General features: G+C 50.4%; 21 protein-coding genes. 7 read left to right on the forward strand and 14 right to left on the reverse strand.

Annotated features, from left to right (window positions below):
* Window positions 1-42 precede the first annotated feature (42 nt).
* The 4 genes from abc-f to JET16_RS12100 form a co-directional block, all read right to left on the reverse strand.
* Complete coding sequence (gene abc-f / locus JET16_RS12085; protein WP_199616228.1) at window positions 43-2,055, reverse strand: ribosomal protection-like ABC-F family protein; 2,013 nt, start codon at window positions 2,053-2,055, stop codon at window positions 43-45.
* A 674-nt stretch (window positions 2,056-2,729) separates the two neighbouring features.
* Complete coding sequence (locus tag JET16_RS12090) at window positions 2,730-3,152, reverse strand: DUF4395 domain-containing protein (protein ID WP_199616230.1); 423 nt, start codon at window positions 3,150-3,152, stop codon at window positions 2,730-2,732.
* A 130-nt stretch (window positions 3,153-3,282) separates the two neighbouring features.
* Window positions 3,283-3,594, reverse strand: a complete 312-nt coding sequence (locus tag JET16_RS12095) for a (2Fe-2S) ferredoxin domain-containing protein (RefSeq protein WP_407673132.1) — start codon at window positions 3,592-3,594, stop codon at window positions 3,283-3,285.
* Window positions 3,579-4,565, reverse strand: coding sequence for a CobW family GTP-binding protein (locus tag JET16_RS12100; protein WP_199616232.1), 987 nt, complete (start codon window positions 4,563-4,565; stop codon window positions 3,579-3,581). Before JET16_RS12100 ends, JET16_RS12095 begins: the two co-directional genes overlap by 16 nt.
* Before the next feature lie 180 nt (window positions 4,566-4,745).
* Between JET16_RS12100 and JET16_RS12105 the strand changes: the two genes are divergently transcribed.
* Complete coding sequence (locus tag JET16_RS12105; RefSeq protein ID WP_199616234.1) at window positions 4,746-5,084, forward strand: L,D-transpeptidase; 339 nt, start codon at window positions 4,746-4,748, stop codon at window positions 5,082-5,084.
* Window positions 5,085-5,436: 352 nt separating this feature from the next.
* Here JET16_RS12105 and JET16_RS12110 read toward each other — a convergent pair whose 3' ends face one another.
* From JET16_RS12110 to JET16_RS12130, 5 genes are all read right to left on the reverse strand, one after another.
* On the reverse strand, window positions 5,437-6,906 hold the full coding sequence (locus JET16_RS12110) for a S8 family serine peptidase (RefSeq protein WP_199616235.1): 1,470 nt from the start codon (window positions 6,904-6,906) through the stop codon (window positions 5,437-5,439).
* A 235-nt stretch (window positions 6,907-7,141) separates the two neighbouring features.
* Entirely contained in the window at window positions 7,142-9,370 is a 2,229-nt protein-coding gene (locus JET16_RS12115; RefSeq protein WP_199616236.1) for a HelD family protein, read from the reverse strand.
* 70 nt (window positions 9,371-9,440) lie between these two features.
* The gene (locus tag JET16_RS12120; protein ID WP_199616237.1) at window positions 9,441-10,649 is read right to left on the reverse strand and encodes an acyltransferase; all 1,209 of its coding nucleotides are present in this window, start codon (window positions 10,647-10,649) and stop codon (window positions 9,441-9,443) included.
* A 109-nt stretch (window positions 10,650-10,758) separates the two neighbouring features.
* On the reverse strand, window positions 10,759-12,015 hold the full coding sequence (locus JET16_RS12125) for an ATP-binding protein (RefSeq protein ID WP_199616238.1): 1,257 nt from the start codon (window positions 12,013-12,015) through the stop codon (window positions 10,759-10,761).
* A gap of 165 nt (window positions 12,016-12,180) precedes the next feature.
* Window positions 12,181-13,164 (reverse strand): Gfo/Idh/MocA family protein, encoded by a 984-nt coding sequence (locus JET16_RS12130; RefSeq protein WP_199616239.1) that lies wholly within the window; start codon window positions 13,162-13,164, stop codon window positions 12,181-12,183.
* Window positions 13,165-13,286: 122 nt separating this feature from the next.
* Between JET16_RS12130 and JET16_RS12135 the strand changes: the two genes are divergently transcribed.
* From JET16_RS12135 to kamA, 3 genes are all read left to right on the forward strand, one after another.
* Complete coding sequence (locus JET16_RS12135; protein ID WP_199616240.1) at window positions 13,287-13,568, forward strand: hypothetical protein; 282 nt, start codon at window positions 13,287-13,289, stop codon at window positions 13,566-13,568.
* Window positions 13,569-13,597: 29 nt separating this feature from the next.
* On the forward strand, window positions 13,598-15,046 hold the full coding sequence (locus JET16_RS12140; protein ID WP_199616243.1) for a sigma-54 interaction domain-containing protein: 1,449 nt from the start codon (window positions 13,598-13,600) through the stop codon (window positions 15,044-15,046).
* 77 nt (window positions 15,047-15,123) lie between these two features.
* Window positions 15,124-16,518 carry a lysine 2,3-aminomutase gene (kamA, locus tag JET16_RS12145; RefSeq protein WP_199616244.1) on the forward strand — a complete coding sequence of 465 codons (1,395 nt, stop codon included), beginning with the start codon at window positions 15,124-15,126 and terminating at the stop codon, window positions 16,516-16,518.
* A gap of 56 nt (window positions 16,519-16,574) precedes the next feature.
* Here kamA and JET16_RS12150 read toward each other — a convergent pair whose 3' ends face one another.
* Window positions 16,575-17,213 (reverse strand): DUF1643 domain-containing protein, encoded by a 639-nt coding sequence (locus JET16_RS12150; protein WP_199616245.1) that lies wholly within the window; start codon window positions 17,211-17,213, stop codon window positions 16,575-16,577.
* Window positions 17,214-17,349: 136 nt separating this feature from the next.
* Between JET16_RS12150 and JET16_RS12155 the strand changes: the two genes are divergently transcribed.
* Complete coding sequence (locus JET16_RS12155) at window positions 17,350-17,547, forward strand: hypothetical protein (RefSeq protein WP_199616246.1); 198 nt, start codon at window positions 17,350-17,352, stop codon at window positions 17,545-17,547.
* A 39-nt stretch (window positions 17,548-17,586) separates the two neighbouring features.
* On the opposite strand, the gene JET16_RS12160 is transcribed toward JET16_RS12155, so the two are convergent.
* The 3 genes from JET16_RS12160 to JET16_RS12170 all read right to left on the reverse strand — a co-directional run bounded on the left by JET16_RS12160 (window position 17,587) and on the right by JET16_RS12170 (window position 21,023).
* Window positions 17,587-18,546 carry a ketopantoate reductase family protein gene (locus JET16_RS12160; RefSeq protein WP_199616247.1) on the reverse strand — a complete coding sequence of 320 codons (960 nt, stop codon included), beginning with the start codon at window positions 18,544-18,546 and terminating at the stop codon, window positions 17,587-17,589.
* 93 nt (window positions 18,547-18,639) lie between these two features.
* The gene (locus JET16_RS12165) at window positions 18,640-19,398 is read right to left on the reverse strand and encodes a VOC family protein (RefSeq protein WP_199616248.1); all 759 of its coding nucleotides are present in this window, start codon (window positions 19,396-19,398) and stop codon (window positions 18,640-18,642) included.
* Between the two features lie 86 nt (window positions 19,399-19,484).
* Window positions 19,485-21,023, reverse strand: a complete 1,539-nt coding sequence (locus JET16_RS12170; RefSeq protein WP_199616249.1) for an RNA polymerase sigma factor — start codon at window positions 21,021-21,023, stop codon at window positions 19,485-19,487.
* Window positions 21,024-21,276: 253 nt separating this feature from the next.
* Here JET16_RS12170 and JET16_RS12175 point away from each other — a divergent pair, with 253 nt between their 5' ends.
* Window positions 21,277-21,456 carry an SGNH/GDSL hydrolase family protein gene (locus tag JET16_RS12175; RefSeq protein WP_199616251.1) on the forward strand — a complete coding sequence of 60 codons (180 nt, stop codon included), beginning with the start codon at window positions 21,277-21,279 and terminating at the stop codon, window positions 21,454-21,456.
* A gap of 22 nt (window positions 21,457-21,478) precedes the next feature.
* Window positions 21,479-22,168 (forward strand): SIMPL domain-containing protein, encoded by a 690-nt coding sequence (locus JET16_RS12180; RefSeq protein WP_199616253.1) that lies wholly within the window; start codon window positions 21,479-21,481, stop codon window positions 22,166-22,168.
* 382 nt (window positions 22,169-22,550) lie between these two features.
* Here the strand turns inward: JET16_RS12180 and JET16_RS12185 are convergent, their stop codons facing one another.
* Window positions 22,551-23,444 (reverse strand): VOC family protein, encoded by an 894-nt coding sequence (locus tag JET16_RS12185; protein WP_199616254.1) that lies wholly within the window; start codon window positions 23,442-23,444, stop codon window positions 22,551-22,553.

Raw genomic sequence — 23,444 nt, forward strand, 5'->3', positions numbered from 1 at the left:
GCCAGACAGTACGCTATTTAACCAGGAGTCCTCAACAGAAACTTATAACGAACCTAATCGATGGTACAGCAGTTCCCGCTCCGCCTCAAGCAGCGACTTCTCGCCGTGCATCGCCGTCAGCTTCCCCGCGTCCGACTCCTGCATCATCGCGCTCTCAAGCACCGCAATCTTTCGTTCAATCGACGCAATATCCTCTTCCAGCCGGGCGAGCGATTTCGCGGCATCCTCCGCCGGCCCTTTGCCTCGCATATGTTTCGCAACCCGCCGATCGCCACCTCCGACATGCTCCGTATTCCGCCGCAAGCCGCCGTTCACTCGTTCCGCAACCCGCCGGTCGCCTCCGCTTACGCGCTCCGCAACTCGCCGCTCACCGGCGCCAGTCACCGCCGCCTTCGCAGTAACCGATCCTCCTCGTTCAGCCCGGGCCAACCGTTCTTCGCGCTTCCTTTTCGCCTCGTTGTAGTTCCCTTCGTAACGCGTAAGCGTCCCTTCTTCGAGCCAAAACGTCACCGGAAACAACTTGTTCAAGAAATACCGGTCGTGAGAGACGCAAATAATGGTGCCGGGGAACGACTTCAAAGCATCCTCCAACGCTTCGCGTGCATCGATATCCAAGTGGTTCGTCGGCTCGTCAAGCACAAGCACGTTCAAATCCTGATGCATAAGCTGCGCCAGCCTAAGCCGCATCCGCTCGCCGCCGCTTAAGCTTTTCACTTTCCGGAACACGGAAGCGCCGTAAAATAAAAATTTCGCGAGCAAATGGCGCGCCACTCCCTCTTCCACCATCACCGTATCCCGAAATGCACCGATCACCGTCATCTCTTCGTCCGAAAACAAATCGTGCTGCGCCAAATATCCGATCTTCACGTTGCTGCCGATCTTCACTTTGCCGGCATCCGGCTCCAAACCTTCCGTCACCATGCGCAGCAGAGTCGATTTCCCGCTGCCGTTCTCGCCGACAATCGCCACCGACTCCCGGTAACGCACCAGCATGTTGACGTTCGTGTATAACATTTTGACAGCGCCGCACCCGAAGCAGTCGTCACTTCCGCCGCCGAACGATTTGCCGACGCCTTCCATCACAACGACATCCTTCCCGCTGCGGTCTTCCGGCTCGAACGTCAGACCCATCTTCTTGCGCTCAAGAACCGGCCGGTCCAGCTTCTCCATCCGGTCGATCGCCTTTTGCATCGAGGCCGCTTTTTTGAAAAATTTCGGATTATCCGATTGCGCGCCCCACATCCGAAACCGTTTGATCGCTTCTTCCATCTTCTTGATCTTCTTCTGCTGCTCTTGATAAGCCGCAAACTCAACCAACAACCGGCGTTCCTTCTCTTCGACGAAGTACGAGTAATTGCCGTGATATATGTCGACCGACCCGCCCTCCATATCGAATATTTTATTCGTGACCCGGTCCAGAAAGTAGCGGTCGTGCGAAACGATCAATACGCTGCCCCGGTAATCGAGCAAATACGACTCCAACCACTCCACCGCGAACAAATCCAGATGGTTTGTCGGTTCGTCCAACAGCAGCAAATCAGGCCCGAGCAAAAGAATCCGCCCCAAGCACACCTTCGTCCGCTCGCCGCCGCTCAAGCTGCTGAACGGCTGATGCAGCAAACCGGTTATTCCGAGCCCGTCCGCAACTCGCGACAGGTTCGCGTCCATCTCGTAGCCGCCGTTTGCCGAAAATGCGTCCTGCACCGCCCCATATTCCTTTAGCGCCTTCTCCATGACAGACGGATCCGGGTTGGCCATATCCTCCTCCAGCTGCGCCATCCGCTTGCGCATCCGCAACAGATCCGCGAACGCCTCCAGAAGCACTTCCATCGCCGTAACAGCCGGGCCGAATTCCGGAATTTGCGCCAGCAGGCCGACTTGACTGCCTTTCTTATAGTGTATCGATCCGCCGTCCGGCGGCTCCGCTCCCGACAGTAACTTCAGTACGGTCGTCTTGCCGCAGCCGTTCGGCCCAACCAGACCGACACGGTCCCCCTCATGAATCTCCAACGACAAATCTTGAAAAACGGGCGTCCCACCCCACATCTTGCTCATTTTCTCCGCCGCACACAATAACATATATATCACCTTCGATTAATTGTAAAATTTTGGGTACAACAAGAACGCAAAAAAGCCACAGGCAAAAGGCAACCCTTCACCCGTGGCTTACATAGCCGCATGAACTTAAACCGGACACGGCATCATTACATGCCGTTCCGAGGTTCGCGCTCTACAGGGTCAAAACGTTGCATTCGCCGAAAAAAGACACACTTCTCCCGTTCACGTCCCAACGGAATACAATCGTAGCTTGATGCACCCAAAATTGGGACCACTTGCTACGCTCGGCGACTTGCAACATTTTGACACCTCCTCGATTCGAATAAACAAAGCTAACACTAATGATAACATATGGTAAACCGTACCGCAACAGCTCAACTGCCCGATCTCAACTGCCACATCCCGACTGCCCCAGCCTTCCCCGCAGCGTAAAATAAAGGAAGTCCAGTCCTCTATTTGGCATTCTGGGGATTCAGCCGGCGAAATAAAGGAAGTACAGGGACTTAATATGACGAAACTCCTTGTTTGTAACTGCTTTGCGCCGGAATAGAGCCCTGTAGTTCCTCTTGTGTGCGTAGTCTCCCGAAAAACCGCTCAATAGCGCCCTGTACTTCCTCTATTTTGCCTGACAAGAAAAACGGACCGCCGGTCCCGGCAGTCCGCGATAAACATCATCCCTTCGACATCCGGTGCTTCAATTGCTTGTAATGGAAATATACGAAGCACCCGACACAGAAGCCGCAAACCGCAACGAATGCCGCGGCGCCGTGAATGCCGGCGATGATATAACCGGCGGTATTCCATTGAAATAAGTAAAAGCATACGACAGCCAATGTCGAAAACAACACGGATAACGAATTGTTGAACCGGGCCAATTCTTCAGATTGTGTATGCTTCGGGTTCACCCAGCGCCGGATGAACGGTTTTGCCGCAAGCACAAACACGTTCGCTTTGCCGCCTGTCAGCAAACCGGCCGTTTGAACCGCCCATAATACCAAAACAATTACAGGAAGCTGTAACACCATCGCCAATACGACGGAGAACACGACACCGACCTGATTCGCTCGAATGTATGCTTCGGGTATTTCCCGCACTGCTGTCACTCCTCTTTTTTTTCTAACACCTTAGTAGTATTATACTCCGGCGTGAAGGCGCTGTCTGCATGTTTTCCGTTAGCATGAAGCCGTACAAAAAATCCTTCGACTAACTGTCGAAGGATTTTAATTACATCCTGTGAAACGCCATACTGTCCAAATGCTCCCCGGCCTTCAACCGACGAACCAACGCCCTTCCGTCCTCCGGCGTCATGCGCCCGTACCATACGCCGGCCGGGTACACAATAGCGACGCATCCGTCGGCGCAGTGGCCGTTGCAGCGAGTCCGGGTCGTATGGATGGAACGCTGCGCTCCCGCTAATGCAATCTCGTCTCTTAACGCCTGCGTCAGTTCCTCTCCGCCCCGAATCATGCAGCTATCGCCGTTGCACAACAGAACGTGGTTCTTGACACCCGCAAGATCGATCATACGGCCACGCAATCAGCCAACCCGTTACGGAAATACTCCTCGTCCAAGTTGCGCCCGATGATTACGATCTCGCTTCTTCTCGCCTCACCGTCCCTCCACTGGCGGTCCGCACTCGACTCGAACAGCATGTGAATGCCTTGGAACACGACGCGGTGCGTGCTTCCTCGTATGTTCAATATTCCCTTATAACGGAACGTGTCCGGCCCATGCTCGGAAAGCCATTCCCCGAACCACCGCTCCAGCTTGTTCAGATCAAGCGGCCGCTCCTCCCGCAGCGCGATCGACCCGACTTCATCGTCATGCTCATGATCTTCTTCTTCCAAGAAGCCCGGATCGACCTCAAGCTTGCGTTCCAAATCGAACGCGTGAATCCCGAGAACCTTCTCAAGTTCAATGTTCGACCGCTGCGTCCGGTAAATCTTCGCCGCCGGGTTCATCTTGTGAAGCCGCTGCTCCAATCTCTCAAGCTCGCCGGCATCGGCAAGATCGGTCTTATTCAACAATAAAACGTCGGCAAAAGCCACCTGCTCCTGCGCCTCATGTCCTTCATCAAGATGCCGGTCCGCATGCCTCGCATCCACTACCGTAACGATAGCGTCCAAATCGTAAAACTCCGCCATCTCTTCGTCAACGAAGAACGTCTGTGCGACAGGGGCCGGATCGGCCAATCCCGTCGTCTCGATCACGACCCGGTCGAAATCGACTTTGCGGTCTGACTTCCCTGTCTTCGCATCCATCAAATCTCCCAAAATTCGAATCAAGTCGCCGCGGACCGTACAGCAAATACAGCCGTTGTTCATTTCGAATATTTCTTCGTCGGCTCCTACAACCAGCTGATTGTCTATGCCCACCTCTCCGAATTCGTTCACGATGACCGCAATTTTGAACCCGTGTTCGGCGGTAAGAATATGATTCAGCAGCGTAGTCTTACCAGCTCCCAGGAAACCGGTTAACACGGTTACCGGCACTTTCTTTGTATTCATATGTACGTCACTCCTTCGACCTTAATCGTAATTGTTACGATTTATATACTTAATGTAGAACAATTCCACCCTCCGCGTCAAGTAAATCGTAACTGTTACGATTAAAACGAAGAACCCATGCCTGCCAGGGCCTTTTGACATATATATAACATGAGAAGAGACCGCTAAGGAGACGATCCTATGTCCAGATACCGCATTACCGTCGATTTGTCCGAGCGCAAATTGTATCTATACGACGGGGACGTGTTGAAAAAAACTTACCCCGTAGGAATCGGCACACTCGCGGCGGCCACCCCGACGGGCCGGTTTACGATCGTGAACAAGGCCCCGAATCCGGGCGGCCCATACGGGTCGTACTGGCTCGGCTTGTCCAAACCGCATTACGGCATACACGGAACGAACGACCCGTCTTCGATCGGAAAGAGAGTTTCCAAGGGATGCGTGCGAATGTATAACCGTGAAGTCGAAGAGCTGGCCCGAATCGTGCCGATTGGAACGGTCGTCCAAATTCGGCCTTAAGTAAGGGACTGACTAAAGTAACGATAATCGGATGCCCGCCGGACTCATATCGCATCAGGATTTTTAGCGCTGCTCGTATTTGGATTCCGATCGTCACCCAAACGAACCGCTTTTTGACGACCTCCCCGGCACACCTCCCTCGACACGAACAATCACCATAACTCCGGAACCCGTATTCGCGGATAATATGCTATTTATGCCTGAGAAAGCAGATCGTTTATCCCGGAGTCAAGTACATTGATCATTTCGGAGACAAGTACATGCTCACTCCGGAGACAAGTACATCGTGCCGCGCAAACACAAAGAACACCCCCGACTGAACAAACAATCGGGAATGTCCAACATTAGCAGCTTATTCCGTCAATGCTTTATAAGCGTTCACAATACCGCTGCCGAAGAGAGGATCGTATCCGATCTTGCCTGCATCAACAGCCGTATTCTTCAATTGGGCTTGAACCTGCGACGGCGACGGCTTCTTGCCGGTTGCCGCATACACGCGGGCGATATACGCTGCGGCCGCGCCGCTTACCTGCGGAGCAGCCATCGATGTGCCGCCTTTCCACCCATAGTGACCTTCACCGAATACGGCTTTTGCGGTCGATGAAGGCCGCAAATATGTCGGAATCGTGCTAAGAATCAAATATTTGTAGTAATCGGCCGGCACACTGTTCGGATAATCGGGTCCCAAATCTCCACCCGGTGCCGACAGATCGACCGCGCCTTGCCCATAGTTGGAGTAGAACGCTATGCGGTCCGACGTTCCGAAACCGCCTCCTGTGGCCGACACGGTTATGATACCCGGCGTTTCACCCGGCACTTTGAACGCCGCGCCCTGTACATTATAATCGACGAGGCCGTTCGCCTTCAGATAAGCGTTATACCAATCCGTCAGCTTCGCCGGATTGCTCAAGTCTTGACCGTCGTTGCCTGCGGTTGCGACCACCGTCACGTTGTTCATCACCGCATATTGCACGGCGCGGTGGTACGCGACGAGATCCGCCGCATCGTTCCCGAGCCTGATCGTTTCCCCGGTTTCAGGATCGGTATAATACCACTGACCGGCAATACGGGTACCGCCTAAACTCATATTAATAACGTCCACACCGTCGTTCGCCGCAGCCACGATCGCTTTCGTGATCCAAATTTGCTGCGCTCCGCCCGTTGCTCCGAATACACGATAGGAGCGAACGCCTGCCTCCGGCGCAACGCCTTTCAACCGGCCGTTCGCCGCAATCGTTCCCGCAACGTGCGTTCCGTGGCTGTTGTAATCGAACGCATCTGTTGTCTCAGGAACGAACGTTTGCGACCCCGGAACAATATTGTTTTTCAAGTCCGGATGGTTGAAGTCGATTCCGGAATCGATGATTCCGACGACAACATCCTTGCTTCCGCTTGAGATTTCGTGGCTGGCGCCGTTGTTTGTCACCTGTTCGATGTCCCACTGCCAACCCGTACCCCAAATGCTTTGATCCGCCGGCACCGGGGCAAGCGACGCTGCCGGTTGCTCGGTTTCGGCCGCTGTTTCCGGCAAACTTAGCGGGAGTTCGAAGGATGGCGCCAAGCTTTGAATGGAGTTGTTCTTCAGCAGCGATTTAATAAAAGCCGCCGGATTTGTTGTTGCTGCTTCCAGCACACCGATTTCGGGAACTTCATACGTTACCGTGCCGCCCGCTTCCTTAATCAAATCATACGATTCCTTCGTAAGCGACTCCTTCTTGAATACAACGACAAAGGATTGCGCATCCGATGCGCCTGCGGACATAGCCGGGACAAGCGCCAAAATCATCGCAAACACCATGAGTACCGAGATAAGCTTCTTCAAAGAAATTCCTCCTTGCTTCGTATATTACCTTCGCGGACAACCTTCGGTTGCCTCCTTGTACGATATAATGCAACCGATCTTACCCTGAACCGTCTAACCTCCCGTCAACAAGATGTACAATAATTATTCGCCGGTCAATAAAACATTCCCTATTCGAACATGTTGCGAAAATCTAAAGAAAGTCTTGCCTCTTTCTATGCTGCAAAAAAAGAAGAACGCCTGACCGGCGTCCTTATTAGAGCGAATCAAACAGTCCGCTGAGCTCATCCCAATGGTAAACATACAAGCGGTGCAAAGCGCGCGTCATCGCGACATACAGCAGCTTCACGTCTTCCGGGCGCGAGCTGTCGTAAACCGCCGCGGACGGGTTTAATACGATAACCGCGTCGAATTCCATCCCTTTGCTCAAATAGATCGGAACGACGCTCATACCGCCCTCATACCGAGTGTCTTTGCCGGCGATAAGCCGCGCGTCGGCCCCAAGCCCGGTCAGCTTCTTGTGCACCGATTTGCAGTGAGCCACAGTCTTATCAATGACGGCGATATTCGGCATGCCTCCGTGCGCAAGCCGTTCCGCCAACGCGGCGACCGCCCGCATGGCCTCGTCTTCCGAAGCGAACCGCTCCGTCTTCGGCTCATCGCCGTGCCGAAGCACCGGCTCCGCCGGCGTAATATGCGGATTGTCCCAATGACGCAGCACCCGGTTGGCAGCCGTCATAATTTCCACCGTGGACCGGTAGCTCTTCTTGAGACGCTCAATCGATACGGCCGTTTCGAACACGCCTTCCCGCAGGTCGTCCCAGTTCGTCAAACCGCGGTACGGATATATCGATTGCGCCAAATCGCCGAGAATCGTCATCGACCCGCCGGACGACAACAACCGCAGCGCAAACATCTGAAACGGCGCGAAATCTTGAGCTTCGTCGACAATAATGTGGCTGTACGACTTGGTCTTCCCCAGCCCGTAGAATCGATACGACAAGTAAAACGCCGACGCGATATCTTCCCATTCGAGCTCATAAGGATGCGTCTCTTTGCGGTCCGCGAAGTATGCGGCAATCCGCTCCGCATCGTAATGCGCGAAGTCCGCTCCGGCGTATTGAATCAGTTTGGCGATGTTGGCCGGCTTTGAGACGATATTCCGGTAAAAGGACGCAATCTCCACACCTTTCACCTTCTCGCAATACTCCTCAAACTTACGGCGGTATTGCTCCCTCACCTCCGCCACCCGCCGTTCCGTCGCCGCATACTCGCCTTGCTTGATCCGGGACTCCAACGTTTGCACCGCTTCCTTTAAGCAGTCTTCCTTCCATTGCTTGAGGACGGTGAGCAGCCGTTTGCGCCGCTGCATGTAAGGATAATGTCTGAAATCCGTATGAAACTTGCGCTGGATTTCCCGGTGCTGCATCCGGTGCGCTTTGCTCAGGACGAGATCGAGCTCCGGCACCATCTGACCGACACGCTTGTCTATGAAATCGTCAAGCAGCTTCTTCATTGCCATCGACCCGCGCAGTCTCGATGCTTGCAGGATCGTTTCGGGCTTGTGCGGCAGGCCGGCTTTCCCTGAAGAACCATGCTCCAGAAACAAAGCCGTCTTTGCGGATGTATCGGTGAAACGGTATTTCTTCGGTAAGGGGATGAAGGGTATTAAACAATCTTCCCATGTAGTCTGCACGACGCCCTCAATGCCGAGGTCGGGAAGCACGTCTGAAATATAATCGATGAAAAGCCGGTTAGGCGCGATGATGAGGAAGTTGTCGAAGGTGCCGCGGTCTCTGTAGGAGTAAGCCAAGAATGCAAGCCGGTGAAGAGCGATCGTCGTCTTCCCGCTGCCGGCCGCGCCTTGAACGATCAATGCTTGTCTGGCGTCAGCCCGGAGAACCGCGTTTTGCTCCGCTTGGATCGTCTCCACGATGTCACGCAGCTTCTGTTCTCCCCGCTGCTGCAGCCGCTCAAGTAGAAGGCGGTTCGTGCCGGACGCGGCCGTCATATCGAAGAAACGCTCAATTTCGTTGTTCTCCATCTCAAACTGCCGCTTTCGGTCGACGTCGAATCGAAGGCTTGAACCGCGCTTCACCTCGACGGGCACATCGGTAAAGCTATGCTCGTAATACAGGTTTGCCATCGGAGAGCGCCAATCGAGGACGAGCGGCTCCATGGTGGAACGCTCATACAGCCCGAATCTACCGATGTACGCTTGTTCCGGATACGGCTGATCCTTCTCCAGAAAATCGAGCTTGGCGAAGTAAGGACGAACGCGCGATTTTCGAAGCTGTTCAACCTCCTTCGTGCGAAGAACGTTAAGCGCCAGCTCCGTGAAATCGTCCGTCAGCTTAATATCGGCGCCGCTTGCTTGAATCTGCCGTTCGATATGCTCCCGGATACTTCCTAGATGCTTCCGTTCGCGGTCGAGCTCGGTTTCGTAATCCAACAGATGCGTCCCCCCCGTATTATCATGTTCCAATCCAAAAAACCTCCCTTGAAAATCAAGAGAGGTTACATATTTTACCTGTTTTCAGCAAACATTTCAACTATTATTTCACTATTATTATTTCACTGCAGCGCCGCAGATCGGCTGCTGCGGACGACTGCGGTTTTCCGTGCGGACGATCGTTTATTGGTCCGAGAGAGCCGATGAGCCATTTGCCGAACGGGAGCAGGCTGAGCAGCTTCGCCAATGCGATCGAGGCGGCGGCGACAAACAGGAACGTCAATACGGTCGCATGCAAGTGATAACCGGCCAGCTGCATCGGACGCGTAAATCCTGCCGCGAGTCCGAGGATGAGCGCATGAGCCAGAAATCCGCCGAACGAATACGTGCCGATAAACATTAACGCTCTTCGGACAATGCCTCCGCGTTCCTTCACAATAACTGTGAAGCCGTAAAGCAAAAACAGTTGAACCGCAATCAGTACGAATGTCGAAGGCTTCAAATACGTGGCAACGTTCAAATTCATCCGTTCCATCGAATGAGACAGCACCTCGTACCCAAGCCATACATACATTCCGGCAAACAAAATCGCGGATGCCAACAGCAAGCGTGCCGCATACGAACGCCAAACCGGCAATCCCAACGCGGCGACGGCGCCGATCAGGAAATAAAACAGATGGAACGGCACATACTTGTCGCGGAATTGGAGAATGGATTTCCAGATGCCTTCGGGCATACCCGGTATTACATAGTAGGATAACCATAGCAAGACGCCGAACAAGACGCCGCCGGCCGCAATCGTCCAAATGACGGCCCGCTCCACGTTCTCGTCCCTAAGTTTTGCTAGAATCCGTTCTTGATAACATTTCACACCCCAAACAAAAACAGGAAACAACGCATAAAATTGAAATATCATCGTAATAAACCACAGATGATAGCCGTGCGTGGGCAAAATCAGCTGCTTGCCCAGCTCCGTCAAAGCCTCCGCGGAAAAAATCCGGCCGCTTTTCGCAAAAATCCAATAAATGACGGTCCAAATAACGAACGGCACGACAATGTCCGTGAATCGTTTCTTCATAAAAGAAACATAGTTCAGCTTCTCATAATAGTTGTAGAAAAGAATCAATCCCGATAGAAAGACGAACGTCGGCGTCCCGTACCGCGTGAAATGAAACAGCATCGCCAACATAATAGAGTCTTGCGCCTCAATGTCGGTACGATAAATATATTCGCCGATGCAGTGTTGAAGCGTAATGGCCAGGAATGCCAATCCTCTAAGAAGAGTAACTTCTTCGATCATCTCTTTTCTCACAGCGGCTCCTCCTGTCTATTAGAACGAAGTCGCCCCTTACTATAAACGATTTAGTGTATAAACACAAAGGAAAATCCGCAGTTATTTCTGCCTGCGGATTTCTCATGCCTCACGAAGGAAGCGGCAATGTAATTGTGTAAGTAGTGCCGGTTCCGATCTTGCTCGCCACTTCAATTTTCCCTTTCATATTTCGAATGATATTGTACGACACCATAGTCCCTAACCCGGTACCTTTTTCCTTAGTCGAATAAAACGGAGTGCCGAGCCTGCCGATTTGCTCGGAAGTCATGCCGATGCCGGAGTCGATCAGCAGCAATTGCAGTTCATTGTTGACGATCTGGCTGCGGAATTCCAAAATTCCTCCGTCGGGCATCGCCTCTATCGAATTTTTACCGAAATTGATAATCGCCTGCCTGAATTTCGATTTGCTGCCGATAACGGTAACGCTTTCCGTGACATAATTGTGAATTTCCACGGTCTGATAATTTGCATAAGAGCCAAGTATGCTGGTTATATATTGAAATTCGCCCTTTATGTCAAAATACTCTATATGATCGTGCTCCGGTTTCGCCAAAGAAAGATAATCGGATATGATATGCTGCGCCCGGTCCAGCTCTTCCAAGCATATTCTGGTGTACGATCTTCTCTTTTCCTCGGACAAATCGTTTTCGCTTAATAATTGGATAAAGCCTCTTACCGCCGTAAGCGGATTTCTTACTTCATGAGCGACGGATGCGGCGATATCGCTGACAATCCTAATTTTTTCCGTTCTGATCACTTCCGCTTGCAGCTGCTTGTTCTTTCTCACGGATTCAATGATGTATACGCAAAAACCGGTCAGAAAGCTTTGCGTTATAAAGAGGGGCAGCGAGGAAAGCAAGACTTGGAGCAGCGTTTGGGCGGATTTGCCTCCCAAAGCTTGATAGATGGACAATGCAGTGAGCCGAATAAAAAAACATATGAATATCGAAACGAGGACTTTATTGCGGAAACGAAGAGAGCTATATATTTTGACGGCGAAAAATACGAGAATAAACGAGGGAGAAAGCGCAATAATATAATCGGCTAAATTCAACCCGCCCTGCGAAAAACGATACGCGATCAAACTTATGTACAGCAGCAATGATGTCAGAGCGCCGCCGTAAAGCGATCCGATGGTTAATGGAATGGCGCGCAAATCATATACGGTGTCCATCGTTTTGATCGGCGAAGACATCGTTAAAATCATTGGAATGACAAATAATATGTACAGCGAAAATACACGAAACCATTTGGCGTCTTTCATCGTGTATTGGTAAAATACAAGCGGCAATAATATAATGCCTACGTTTAGGAGTAGATCCTTGTAGCCATTGAAGAAAATCATTGATTCCACCTATAATTCTTCAAAGTTAGTATGTCTACGAGCCTAGATGATTAAATTATACATGAAACGAACACAATGGCTTCAATAAGTTCACACAACAATTATAGTATTGAGCATACACGATGACAATTATAACATTGAAATACTCCGAAAGAGGTTTAATTACTATTTGTCCGCCGGATACACAAGCCCGAGTTGTCTTCTCGCTTCATCCATAATTTTCATCGCTTTCATGGAATTCAAGTGCGAATTGACCGGCGATTCGACGTCTCCGCTTTGAATTAATCCGATAAAATGTTCGATTTCATATGTCATCGAACGCGCTCCCTGAGGTACGCTTATATCCTCAACTCTTCCGTCTCTGTAACGAATTTCAACTTTTTCCGGCTGGTTGATCTTGTCGATGACGATATTTCCGGTTTCGCCCTGGATCTCGGAAGGCAATGCGGAATCGGTTATCTTGGAATACATAACGACCGCATCCATCTCAGGATATTGCAAAACAATGCTTCCCTCTCCGTCGACACCGGAATCGAGCATTACTCCGCTCGCTTTGACTTGTTCCGGGCTTCCGAATAATACGACCATGGGATAAATACAGTAAATGCCCAAGTCCATTAATGAGCCGTTCGAAAATTCCGGATTGAAGGCATTAAGGATTGTGCCGGCCTTATAAGTATCGTAACGAGAGGAATATTGGCAATAGCTCGCAAAATACCGCCGCACTTTCCCCACCTTATGCAAATTTTCCGCAATCGAGTAGAAATTCGGCATCAGGACCGATTTCAGCGCTTCCATTAATAAGACGTTGTTCTTCTTTGCCGCTTCAATCATTTGCCGTACTTCTTCCGTATTCGAGGCGAGCGGTTTTTCGCACAGCACATGCTTCCCATGATTCATGCAGAGTATGGCTTGCTGCGCGTGGTAAGAATTCGGGCTTGCGATGTATACCGCATCCAACGCATCGCTCGCGGCCATTGTGCCGAGATCCGTGAACGTATTGGGGATGTCCCACTTTTCGGCGAATTGTCCCGCTCGTTCTTCGCTGCGGGAATACACCGCGGTTAACGAGAAATCGTTAATTTTCCCAGCCGCCTTAATAAATTCGTCCGTAATCCAGTTCGTTCCGATCACACCGAAGCGAATCATAAACATCCCTCTCTTATCTTTGAAAAAAATATAAAAACCGACAGCGGTTTTTGACAAACTTCGTGATTGTAACCATGTATGATATTTCAAGAGCAAGCATTGAAAGGAGTCTGAAACTGAAAGTGACAATTGTAAAGCAAAAGGACATCATCTGCGGAAAGATTAGGAAACAGGCGCTGCGTTTCATTCATTTGGAAAAGCAGCGGGTGCTGCAAAACTTCGAGAACGGAACGACAGACAAAGACCAGACGATCGGCAGTTTGAACACACTGTACCAAATAGCGTCGCATGTCAATGATATGGAGTGTATGAAAAACATCTGGCAAGCGATCGCGAACGTAAGGAACGCCAAATTCGCTCTGCAGCACCGGTTGCATATAATGGATCGATCCCACATGGGATGACGCTGTGATCCGTAAGGCGGGTGAACAACATGCCCGGTCGGAGCGACTTAGGATCCAATGTTTTCGAATGGATATTAAGCGTCGTCGATGTAGGCGTTCATCTGATCGATAAAGTCGGAAACACCGTATTTTATAATGAGAAAATGGCGGAAATCGACGGTTTTAAGCAAGAAGAAGTAATGGGCAAAAATATTTTCGACCTCTACCCTTCCCTGACCGATGAAACAAGCACGCTTGTCAAGGTGCTGCAAACGGGCAAAGAGATACGCGAAAAAATACAAACATACGTCAACGTAACGGGCAAACGGATCACAACGGTGAACAGCACTTATCCGCTGCTTAAAGACGGTGAAGTCGTCGGCGCCTTGGAAGTGGCGAAGGACATTACAAGCATCGTTCACCTGCATGATCAAATTTTGGACCTTAGACACCAATTATACCAAACGCAGCAAAAAGACAAAAAAGTGACAGGTACTGCCCGTTATCATTTCAGCGATTTAATCGGGAAGAGCGAATCGTTCTCGGCTGCCGTTACGCTCGCCAAGAAGGCGGCCCGCACAAATTCTCCGGTATTTATTTGCGGGCCTACCGGCACCGGCAAAGAATTGTTCGCACAAAGCATACATAACGCGGGAGCCCGCAGAAGCCGTCCGTTTATCGCCCAAAATTGCGCCGCCGTCCCAAGCGAGCTTATGGAGGGCATAATGTTCGGAACGGCCAGAGGGGCTTTCACCGGTGCGATCGATCGCGCCGGTCTATTCGAGCAGGCCGACGGGGGTACGCTTTTTTTGGACGAGTTGAACAGCTTGGATTTGTTCCTTCAGGCGAAATTGCTTCGGGTGCTTCAAGACGGAATGGTGCGCCGGGTTGGAGGGCTATCCGAGAAGCAAGTGAACGTGCGGATTATAGCCGCTATGAACATGGAACCGAAAGAGGCGTTGGAGAAAGGAATACTACGTTACGATCTTTATTTTCGCCTCAATGTCGTGAACGTGTATCTTCCTCCTCTGTGGCAAAGAAAAGAAGACATTCCGCTGCTTGCGCACCATTTTATAGAAAAGTTCAATCCGATGTTCGGCCAGAAAGTGACCGGGATCGCACCGTCAGTCATGGACCGCTTTATGGCATACGCTTGGCCCGGAAATATCCGCGAATTAAGCCATGTCATCGAATCCGCCTACATTATGATGGAGCTCGGATGCGAAACGATCGAAACGCAGCATCTGCCGGGTTATTTGAAAGATGACGGTTCGATACCCGGCGCGTCCTTCTTCGCCCGGCCTCAGCGCGTTCGGCATGCGGCACTGCCGTCATCCGGCAATCTGGCGGATACGGTCAAACGGATGGAACGTGAAGCGATTATGGACGCTCTGGAAAATCATGAATATAACATCACTCTTGCCGCACAGGCTTTAGGCATCAAACGGCAGGCTCTACAATATAAAATGAACCGTTACGGCATCGTGAAAAAAAAGTAGATATTGTGACATTCGGACTTGGCACGCTTCTTGCTTCTTAATGATGTATGAAGGAAGCAATTCAGGAGGTGCCGCCAATGGAAATACGCCACTGGAAACAAGTGGAGCTTTGGAAAGACGTGACGGATGAACAGTGGAACGACTGGCTTTGGCAGTTGACGCATACGATTCGCACCTTGGAGGATTTGAAGAAAGTCGTGAATTTGACGCCGGAGGAAGAAGAGGGCGTGCGCATTTCGACGCAGACGATCCCCTTGAATATCACTCCCTATTATGCGTCTTTAATGAATCCGGACGACCCGCGCTGCCCGATTCGCATGCAGTCCGTTCCGGTGTCCGCGGAATTAATGAAGACGAAATACGACTTGGAAGATCCGCTGTACGAAGACGAAGACTCCCCTGTGCCCGGTTTGACCCACCGCTATCCGGACCGCGTGCTGTTCTTGGTGACTAATCAATGCTCCATGTATTGCAGATACTGTACTCGCCGCCGTTTTTCCGGTCAAGTCGGTATGGGGGTTCCGAAGAAACAGATGGACGATGCGATCGAGTACATTCGAAATACGCCGGAGGTTCGCGACGTTCTGCTTTCCGGCGGCGACGGCTTGTTGATTAACGACACGATTCTGGAGTATATACTGAAAAATTTGCGGGCGATCCCCCATGTCGAAATTATTCGAATCGGCACGCGCGCGCCGGTCGTGTTCCCGCAGCGAATTACCGACAATTTGTGCACGATCATAAGAAAGTATCACCCCGTCTGGCTGAACACCCACTTCAACCACCCGTTGGAAATTACGCCCGAAGCCAAGCGCGCTTGCGAAATGCTGGCCGACGCCGGAGTCCCTCTCGGGAATCAATCGGTCATACTGGCCGGAATTAACGACAGCACTCATATAATGAAGAAGCTCATGCACGAGCTTGTGAAAATACGCGTTCGTCCGTACTACATCTATCAGTGCGACTTATCGGAAGGCATCGGTCACTTTCGCGTTCCGGTTTCCAAAGGGCTCGAAATCATCGAGTCGCTGCGCGGCCACACTTCGGGGTATGCAGTACCGACCTTCGTTGTGGACGCCCCGGGAGGAGGCGGCAAAATCGCGCTGCAGCCGAACTACATGATATCGCAAAGCCAGGATAAGGTCATCCTCCGCAACTACGAAGGCGTCATCGTCGGCTACCCCGAGCCGCAAAATTATGTTCCCGGCCGCGCGGACGACTATTTCAACGAAGTGTACGGCATCGAGAAACAGCCGGAGCACACCGGAATTATCGCGCTTATGAAAGACGAAAAATTTAACTTGGTGCCGGAAAATTTGCACCGGATCGGCAGAAGAAAGCTGTACGAGAAATCGCAGGAGCATGCGTCGCTGAAGGATTTCCGTCAGAAGAGGGACGAGATGAAGCAGCGGTTGATTAAAGCGGGGCAGCAGAAAGACGGCTCGTCGAATGTACCACAGCAAGAGGCTTAGATAGAAAAACTCCTCGCTTTTTTCCACATGCGAGGAGTTTTTTTCTTCCGGCGTGATTAGCGGACCTGTACTGTGTACATGGGCTTAATCTTACACTTTTCAAGTCCTTTTAACGAAATAATGATCGGATGCCGGGGGTTTCTTTTTCTGGTAACGGTTTTTTCCCGAGTCGAATGAAACACAAAAACTTGCTTGTCATCTGATTTATGTAATACTTTCAAAATACCGGAGCACAATTCACGATGATGCCACTCGTCAACATGTTTCGGCGCGTCTCCCCACCCAAGTACGATGTACTGCGATTTCTTAATCGCCTTTCGTATTTTACGCATATTCGCTTTCATTAGATCCTCATATCCGCCGCGCTTCTCGGTAAGCTCTAGCAGAACCTCATATAATTTATTCGATTCCGTCTTATAAAATGGAAACAAGTTAACAATAATAACCGTGCCGACATCCGGAATCACGCTGTCTTTGTCATTCGATTGATCCATTGTGAAATTCAGAAGCTTTTCAACAGTATCGTCGCACTCTTCCTGATCCGCCTTGCTTGGGTTCATTAAAATATATAACACCGTGTTTGAAGCTTCTTTATTAATGCTTACTTCCAACCAATCACGCAGCCATATTCCATCGACAACGTGTTCCTTCACGGCTTTGATGACATTGGCAAAAGGGGGATACGGCATGGGCATCGTCGTTCACCTCATCTTTAAGTTTTATTAGAATTGTATCATGTTCTCAGCAAAATGATGGCCCTAAATATTCTGAATAATTAAATGCCTTATTGTGGAACATTAATTCGTAAAAAAAGCCGAGGTGTATTTCGTCATGGAAAACAACGAAAATAACTTGGAGAACCTGGAAAAATACCGAAAGACGGACTCCATTTACGAAGGGAGAGACCGTAAATTTATGACCCTTGACGCATGGAATCAAGACGGAAATCCCGGCAGCGTTGACGATGCATTCGGACCTGTGATGGAGCAGGAAGATCCTCCGACTTTGAACGGTCAACCGTTGGAATAGATTTATTTCACCGCTTCGATTAAGAAGTTGCACATGTTGTTAATGCTTTGAACGTTTCAGTTGCTCCAAGCCTTTCACCATGTTATAAACGGCTTCGTGAGCAGGTATTTTGATATGCTGCTTTGCCGCCAGACGTATTAAACTCCCGTTAATCCACTCGATTTCCGTTTCCCTGCCCGCAAGCAAATCTTGCAGCATGGATGATGAGTTTGCCGATGTTTTCTTGCAAACCTCAAGCAGTTGCTCCCACAATTCATCTGAAATATGAAGTCCGTACCGCTGCAGCACTTCACATGCCTCAATGTGCAGAGACTCCATCAGCTTCAAACAATGCGGACTTGAAAGCAATTGTCCGTTACGGATGCCCATGATCGAAGTAAGCGGATTAATGACCGAATTGACCAAAAGCTTCTTCCACACAATCGTTTCGATGTTTTCGGCTATATTCGCGTGAAAACCTGCACTTTTTAACACATTTTCCAACATGAACATCGCGTCGCGGGCTTCTCTTTTTTCTACGCAGCCGATTGATGTGATTCCGGCGCCGGTATGCGCCACGGCGTTGTCCACATCTTTCCTCGCCGCTTCCGTTGTGACGGCAACATAAATACGGTTGGCCGGGATGCTCGCTTCTACCAATCTTTCTACATGACCGACCCCGTTTTGGAAGCAAAGAAGCTTGGTGCTGCCCGCCGCGGTCTTCATTACATAATTCAGCAATGCAGCGTTGATGTGCGTCTGTTTCACCATCAGGAAGATCCAGTCGAAGCGGCCATCGGACGGACCATCGGCATGAATCGGTTCCTCGAAAGATGTGCACATAATGTTCGTACGTACCTCCCGGTCATCGCCCTCATGCACAATGATGCCGTTATGGTTAATAAGCTGCGCTTGCTGCCTTGTACGCGTTACTAGTCGAACTTCGGTGCCTGCGACACACAATAGCTTTCCTGCAAAGAGTAATCCGAGCGATCCCGCACCTACGATCAATATCTTCAAACGATAATTCACCGCGCTTCATTTTTGAAATATTAGTCTTAACATCATCCTAGCACAAAAACAACCCGGATCATCACCGGGTTGTTATGAACATTATTTTGTTTGACAAACCATGAGGCCGTTTCCGTCAGGGTCGTTGAAAGTGAAGAAGGAAAGCCCAAGTCTTGCAGCAATATCGCTTACGTTCGCCGCCCCTTTCGCTAATACATGAGACCTGGCGTTTTCGAGATCCGGCGATTCGATAATCGCAATCGGGTTTACCCGAATGTCTATTTGCAGCTTGTCGTAATGCACTGTTGCCGTTTGACAAAGCCGGTTATCGTCTACTAGCAGATGAGCTCCTCGCGTCATCCGAAACGATGTTAATCCGTCCACCCAAGGGTCCGGTTCCGCGGGCTTGTCAAGAAACGTCCCGTACCACCGCTCCGACTCCCCTTGATGCTCCGCATGAACGATCACCCGGCAAATTCGCTTCAGCAGAGGATGAGCGGTGTCCGGTTTATCCATTATGCCAGAATGCTCCGCCTGACATACCATATTTCCTCCGACACTGAAATGAGCCACACCCGGACGACGGAACATCTCTCCTATAAACGCAAACTGCTGATTTTTACAAAAATCGTAAGCAGCGTCGATATCGGGGGTGTCGAACATGATCATTGGCGGATAGCCCCACATGTTGCTGTCAAGGATAATGTCCGTCCCGCCGAGATTAAAGTAGTAGATTCCGCCTCCGTTTTGCTTGGGTTGGACCGGAATTTCCAACAGCTCGCAGTACCAATCGATCGATCGTTTCAAATCGCTCACCGGGATAAAGACAGTGGGCATGTACGGTGCAATAGGGTGAGACATGTGTAAAACCTCCATATTGTTTTATAGTTTCAACTCGTAGACACGGCTCGGGGAAATTTTCTATCACTTCTTTTTAAAAATTTTTTCTAAACCATAGCTTCCTCCAAGCGTACCGCCGCTTCCTTCTCCGCTTCGAACGCCTCTTGCAATCCCGCCGCGATCCGTTCGAAAGATCCTGTAGTGCCGTCGCCGTAACCGAACGGAAAAGAGGGGTATAAAAGCCGAAGCGCATCCTCCGCATGACGGTAGCAGACGGCGGCATCAGCCAAGCTCGACCGCACATGCTTCGATCTTGCCCATACCGCCAGCCGCTCAAGGTATTGAACCGCATGATGGCGGGACTCGGATAAGATGGCTACCTGATACGCATGTCCCAACATATCGAGGTGTCCGCTCCTTGCGGATTCCATCCACAGCCGGTAACCGTTAAGGCCGAAAGCAAATCTTGGAACGAGCGGCTCCTCACCCCTCACATGCCTGACAATGCCGTGAATGACGGATTTATCTGAAGCCGGAGCGTTTACGCGTTTCTCCAGAGCTGCAACAAATATCCCGGGCTGCTCGCAGTTTCTGCCCAGTTGTTCATATTCAAACGGAGCTTCGGCATGGCGGAAACTGCGGCAAAAAATCGTTCGCGATTCATCGTCATAGCCATATATAAGCGAGAATTCGTTAATGGATAAATTCCATACGATAGCCGGTAAGCCCCGGTCGATCGAGTTATGGATTATTCGCAGCAGTTCAACCTGCTGCTCGTGCGAAACGGCGGTGCGGCCCGGCCGGCCGAAACAAGCCGCTCGCCATCCCAACCGCTCCACCGTCTGATACATGGCGTAGCTCCAGTCGAAAGTGGAAATACCACGCCAGTGACAGCCCTCGGCAATATTCAACCGGAAGGCGTCCCCGGAAATCCCCGTAATATCCGTCAACGTCCAGTCGTGTTCTCCGGCGAATCGAAGCGCCTCGTATACGCAAACGGATAACAGGGAGTAGGGTCTGGTAAATCCGGGAGTCGACAGCTTCATCCTCTTCGGCAAAGCAGCGCGTCTTCGGCCCGCTAAATATGCATCCATTTCCATCCGGAACCGTTCGTCGTTTGCTTTGGCGCGGGAACGCGAAATGATGTTGTATACGTTGCTTTTTGCCAGTTGAAGCCGCTCGGCGATTTCTTCCGGAGAGGAATCTTCATCAGCCAAAGCTTGCATGACGGAACGCGCCTTTGCCGGCAAAAGCGGAAATATTTCCGCAGAGGATTGCTCCTTCATTTCTTTGTGAAGAACTTCTTGAAGCGGATCGGCGGCAAACGAGTCCAGCGATACGGCATATTCAGGAAGCTCCGCCTGCAAATCCAACCGGCTGCCGGTTCCTCTAATCATATTGATGGCCGTGCGGCGAACTGTTTGCCGAAACCACGGACGAAAGCTCGCGGGATCATGAAGGCTATGAATCTTATTTTGCAACCGTATGAAAGCTTCCTGAACCGCATCTTCCGCGAGGTGATGATCCCTCACCACTTCCCGAGCCCAGTTCAGTGCAATAGCCTCATATTTGTTCATAAGAGTTGCAAAAGCTTCCCGATCTCCCTGTTTGATACTTTCTAGTAAGTCCGCATCCGTTTGTGACAAAAGTATCCTCCTAATGCTCAAAAGTCTATCTCCATATTCTCCGCGCCTGTGGGAAAACCTGCCTCTTCGAATAAGTTCCCCTTCGAATCCCAAAAAGACCTGTCACACATACAGCCGGCCATACACACATATCCATTAGCGAACCGTATTCTTCTTTTGCCGGAAGCAAGTTGGGAAGGAGAGCTGATGCGCTTGAAGCAACCAGGACAGTTTTCGATTATTCGGCCGGGATTAACCATGGGTGCACGGCAGCTTGCCGTCAACGAGCGGGCAATATATATATATAGATTATCATTCTTACATGACCGAACGTGACGGAAGAACGTTACGCGCGGAATTGGCGGATGACGGACTTCATCCCAACGTGCTCGGCTACAACATCATGTCTTACGTCTTGAGGCAAACGTTGTCGGCGGCAGGAATCGAAATATGAGACGGAAAGGATTGTTGCGTTAATGTATTATTCTCAACCGCTGCCTCCACCCGCCATGATGGCCGCCTCCTTATCTCAGCATAACCGGCCCATGATTGAGGTTTCCGGCGAAGGAACGGTTTCGGCCGCTCCCGACAGAGCCGTTATCGTATTGGGTGTAATAACAGAAAACCCAACCCTCACTACGGCACAAAGCGAAAACTCCACCGCCGTAACAAATGTTATTAACGCTCTGTTAAGACTGGCCATTCGAAGAGAACAAATTCAAACAGCCTCATACAGAATCGAGATACAGTATAACTATGGAGACGGGACTCAAATCTTCCGGGGCTATCGGGTGACGCATCTGCTTCAAGTCAACATAGACCGAATTGAGCAGACGGGTCTTGTTGTCGATACGGCTGTCAATATCGGCGCGAACTTCGTGTCAGACATACAATTCACAATTGCAAACCCGGAAATATTCTATAATCAAGCCCTGTCATTAGCCATAAAAAATGCTGAAAGCAAGGCTATAACCATCGCGAGAACATTAGGTGCGACGCTGGTTAGAACTCCTGTAAAAGTTACGGAACAATCCCGTATGATCGAACCGCCTCCGGTACCTTATCAAGCTGCTCTTCTCACGGAAGGAGCAGCCGCTCCGACTCCGATCCAACCGGGGGAATTGAAGATCATCGCCGTGGTAAAGGTTCAGTATATTTATTATTAATCGTTGCTATTACTACTCGCGATCTTTTGCAAGGGTAGACTAAACTTATGAAGGAGGGGAGATGTTAGCCGCTTTACTCTTTCGCCCGCTCTCCCCTTCGATCAGGAGAATTGTAGAAAGTAGTTCGATCGAGAGATTCCGCTCGAAAGAATCCTTTCGTTGGCCACTGTTATGTGCGGCAATTAGCGCCTGAGTGAACGGGAGAGTGTGCGCACACTCTTTTGAGAAGTAATATGACCTCCATTTCTTGCTAAAAAAATTCCACGCGTACCCAATGTATTTCTTGGAAAAAGTGGCATAAGCAATACGCGCAGCTTATTGGGAAACTCCATCAGTAAAAATCAAACCCGCATTCCCTTAATGGAAAATGCGGGTTTTTTAGCTATTGAACATATTCCTCAGTCAATGCCCCCGGTGAAACATTAATTGTTTCCAACGAAATCACTTTAATATAATTTTCGTCCGGATCGGCTATTGTGAAACTCATTTCTTCTCCGGACTCATTTTTTCTCAAATCTCCCGCCTTGTATCCAATATTCAACATTTTTTCTCGCAAACCCGCGAGGTCGTCAGCCTGCAGAACAAGGCATTCTTGTATCATCCCTTCATCAAGGTAGTGTAATGGTGTCGGAACATCATGTCGAAACAGGAAGAAACCGAATTCCTGAACATCCCTGTATCCGAATCTGGATTCATAGAATGGACCGACTTTCGCAATCGCCAATTGATCGTCGGGTTCGCGAATCAACTGAAATCCAAGAACATTAGCGTAAAAATGTGCGGACTTACGCACATCTCTCACCGGTATTTCCAGATTAAATATAGCCTCGACTCTCGTATGATTCGCCGGCGTTTCCCCGTCGTTTGCTTGAATTTGAATGACATTTCCCGACGGGTCCGTCGCTTCGAAGAAACGGCCGCATCCGTCACCCTCTTCACCGGAATGAGGAAGAACGACCTTCGCACCCGAGCGAACCATCTTCTCAAACAGCCCTTCCATATTAGAAGCGTGCATCATAATCATGCTTCTAACGGCGCCATGTTTGCTATAGTTAAGTCGGTGGCCGGCATCCGTTTGCGATAAAATGAGTGAAGGATATATTTTGACGCCGTTTTCCATTACCGCGAGCTCAGCGTGCTTTACTCCCTCGTTCAATACAACCATTCCAAAATGCTCACAATACCATGCGACTGACGACTGCAGATCACTTACCGGCAAACGAATGGTAAGCAGACGTCTGATCGTCCCGGATTTGTAACGATAGTTAAGATCCAT

Source organism: Paenibacillus alkalitolerans, assembly GCF_016482785.1.
Lineage (GTDB): Bacteria > Bacillota > Bacilli > Paenibacillales > YIM-B00363 > Paenibacillus_AE > Paenibacillus_AE alkalitolerans.

Coding starts and splice junctions, on each gene's coding strand:
- abc-f (WP_199616228.1), bottom strand. CDS start 2,055: ATGAGCAAGATGTGGGGTGGGACGCCCGTTTTTCAAGATTTGTCGTTG.
- JET16_RS12100 (WP_199616232.1), bottom strand. CDS start 4,565: ATGAATACAAAGAAAGTGCCGGTAACCGTGTTAACCGGTTTCCTGGGA.
- JET16_RS12105 (WP_199616234.1), top strand. CDS start 4,746: ATGTCCAGATACCGCATTACCGTCGATTTGTCCGAGCGCAAATTGTAT.
- JET16_RS12125 (WP_199616238.1), bottom strand. CDS start 12,015: ATGATTTTCTTCAATGGCTACAAGGATCTACTCCTAAACGTAGGCATT.
- JET16_RS12130 (WP_199616239.1), bottom strand. CDS start 13,164: ATGATTCGCTTCGGTGTGATCGGAACGAACTGGATTACGGACGAATTT.
- JET16_RS12140 (WP_199616243.1), top strand. CDS start 13,598: ATGCCCGGTCGGAGCGACTTAGGATCCAATGTTTTCGAATGGATATTA.
- kamA (WP_199616244.1), top strand. CDS start 15,124: ATGGAAATACGCCACTGGAAACAAGTGGAGCTTTGGAAAGACGTGACG.
- JET16_RS12150 (WP_199616245.1), bottom strand. CDS start 17,213: ATGCCCATGCCGTATCCCCCTTTTGCCAATGTCATCAAAGCCGTGAAG.
- JET16_RS12155 (WP_199616246.1), top strand. CDS start 17,350: ATGGAAAACAACGAAAATAACTTGGAGAACCTGGAAAAATACCGAAAG.
- JET16_RS12165 (WP_199616248.1), bottom strand. CDS start 19,398: ATGTCTCACCCTATTGCACCGTACATGCCCACTGTCTTTATCCCGGTG.
- JET16_RS12180 (WP_199616253.1), top strand. CDS start 21,479: ATGTATTATTCTCAACCGCTGCCTCCACCCGCCATGATGGCCGCCTCC.
- JET16_RS12185 (WP_199616254.1), bottom strand. CDS start 23,444: ATGGATCTTAACTATCGTTACAAATCCGGGACGATCAGACGTCTGCTT.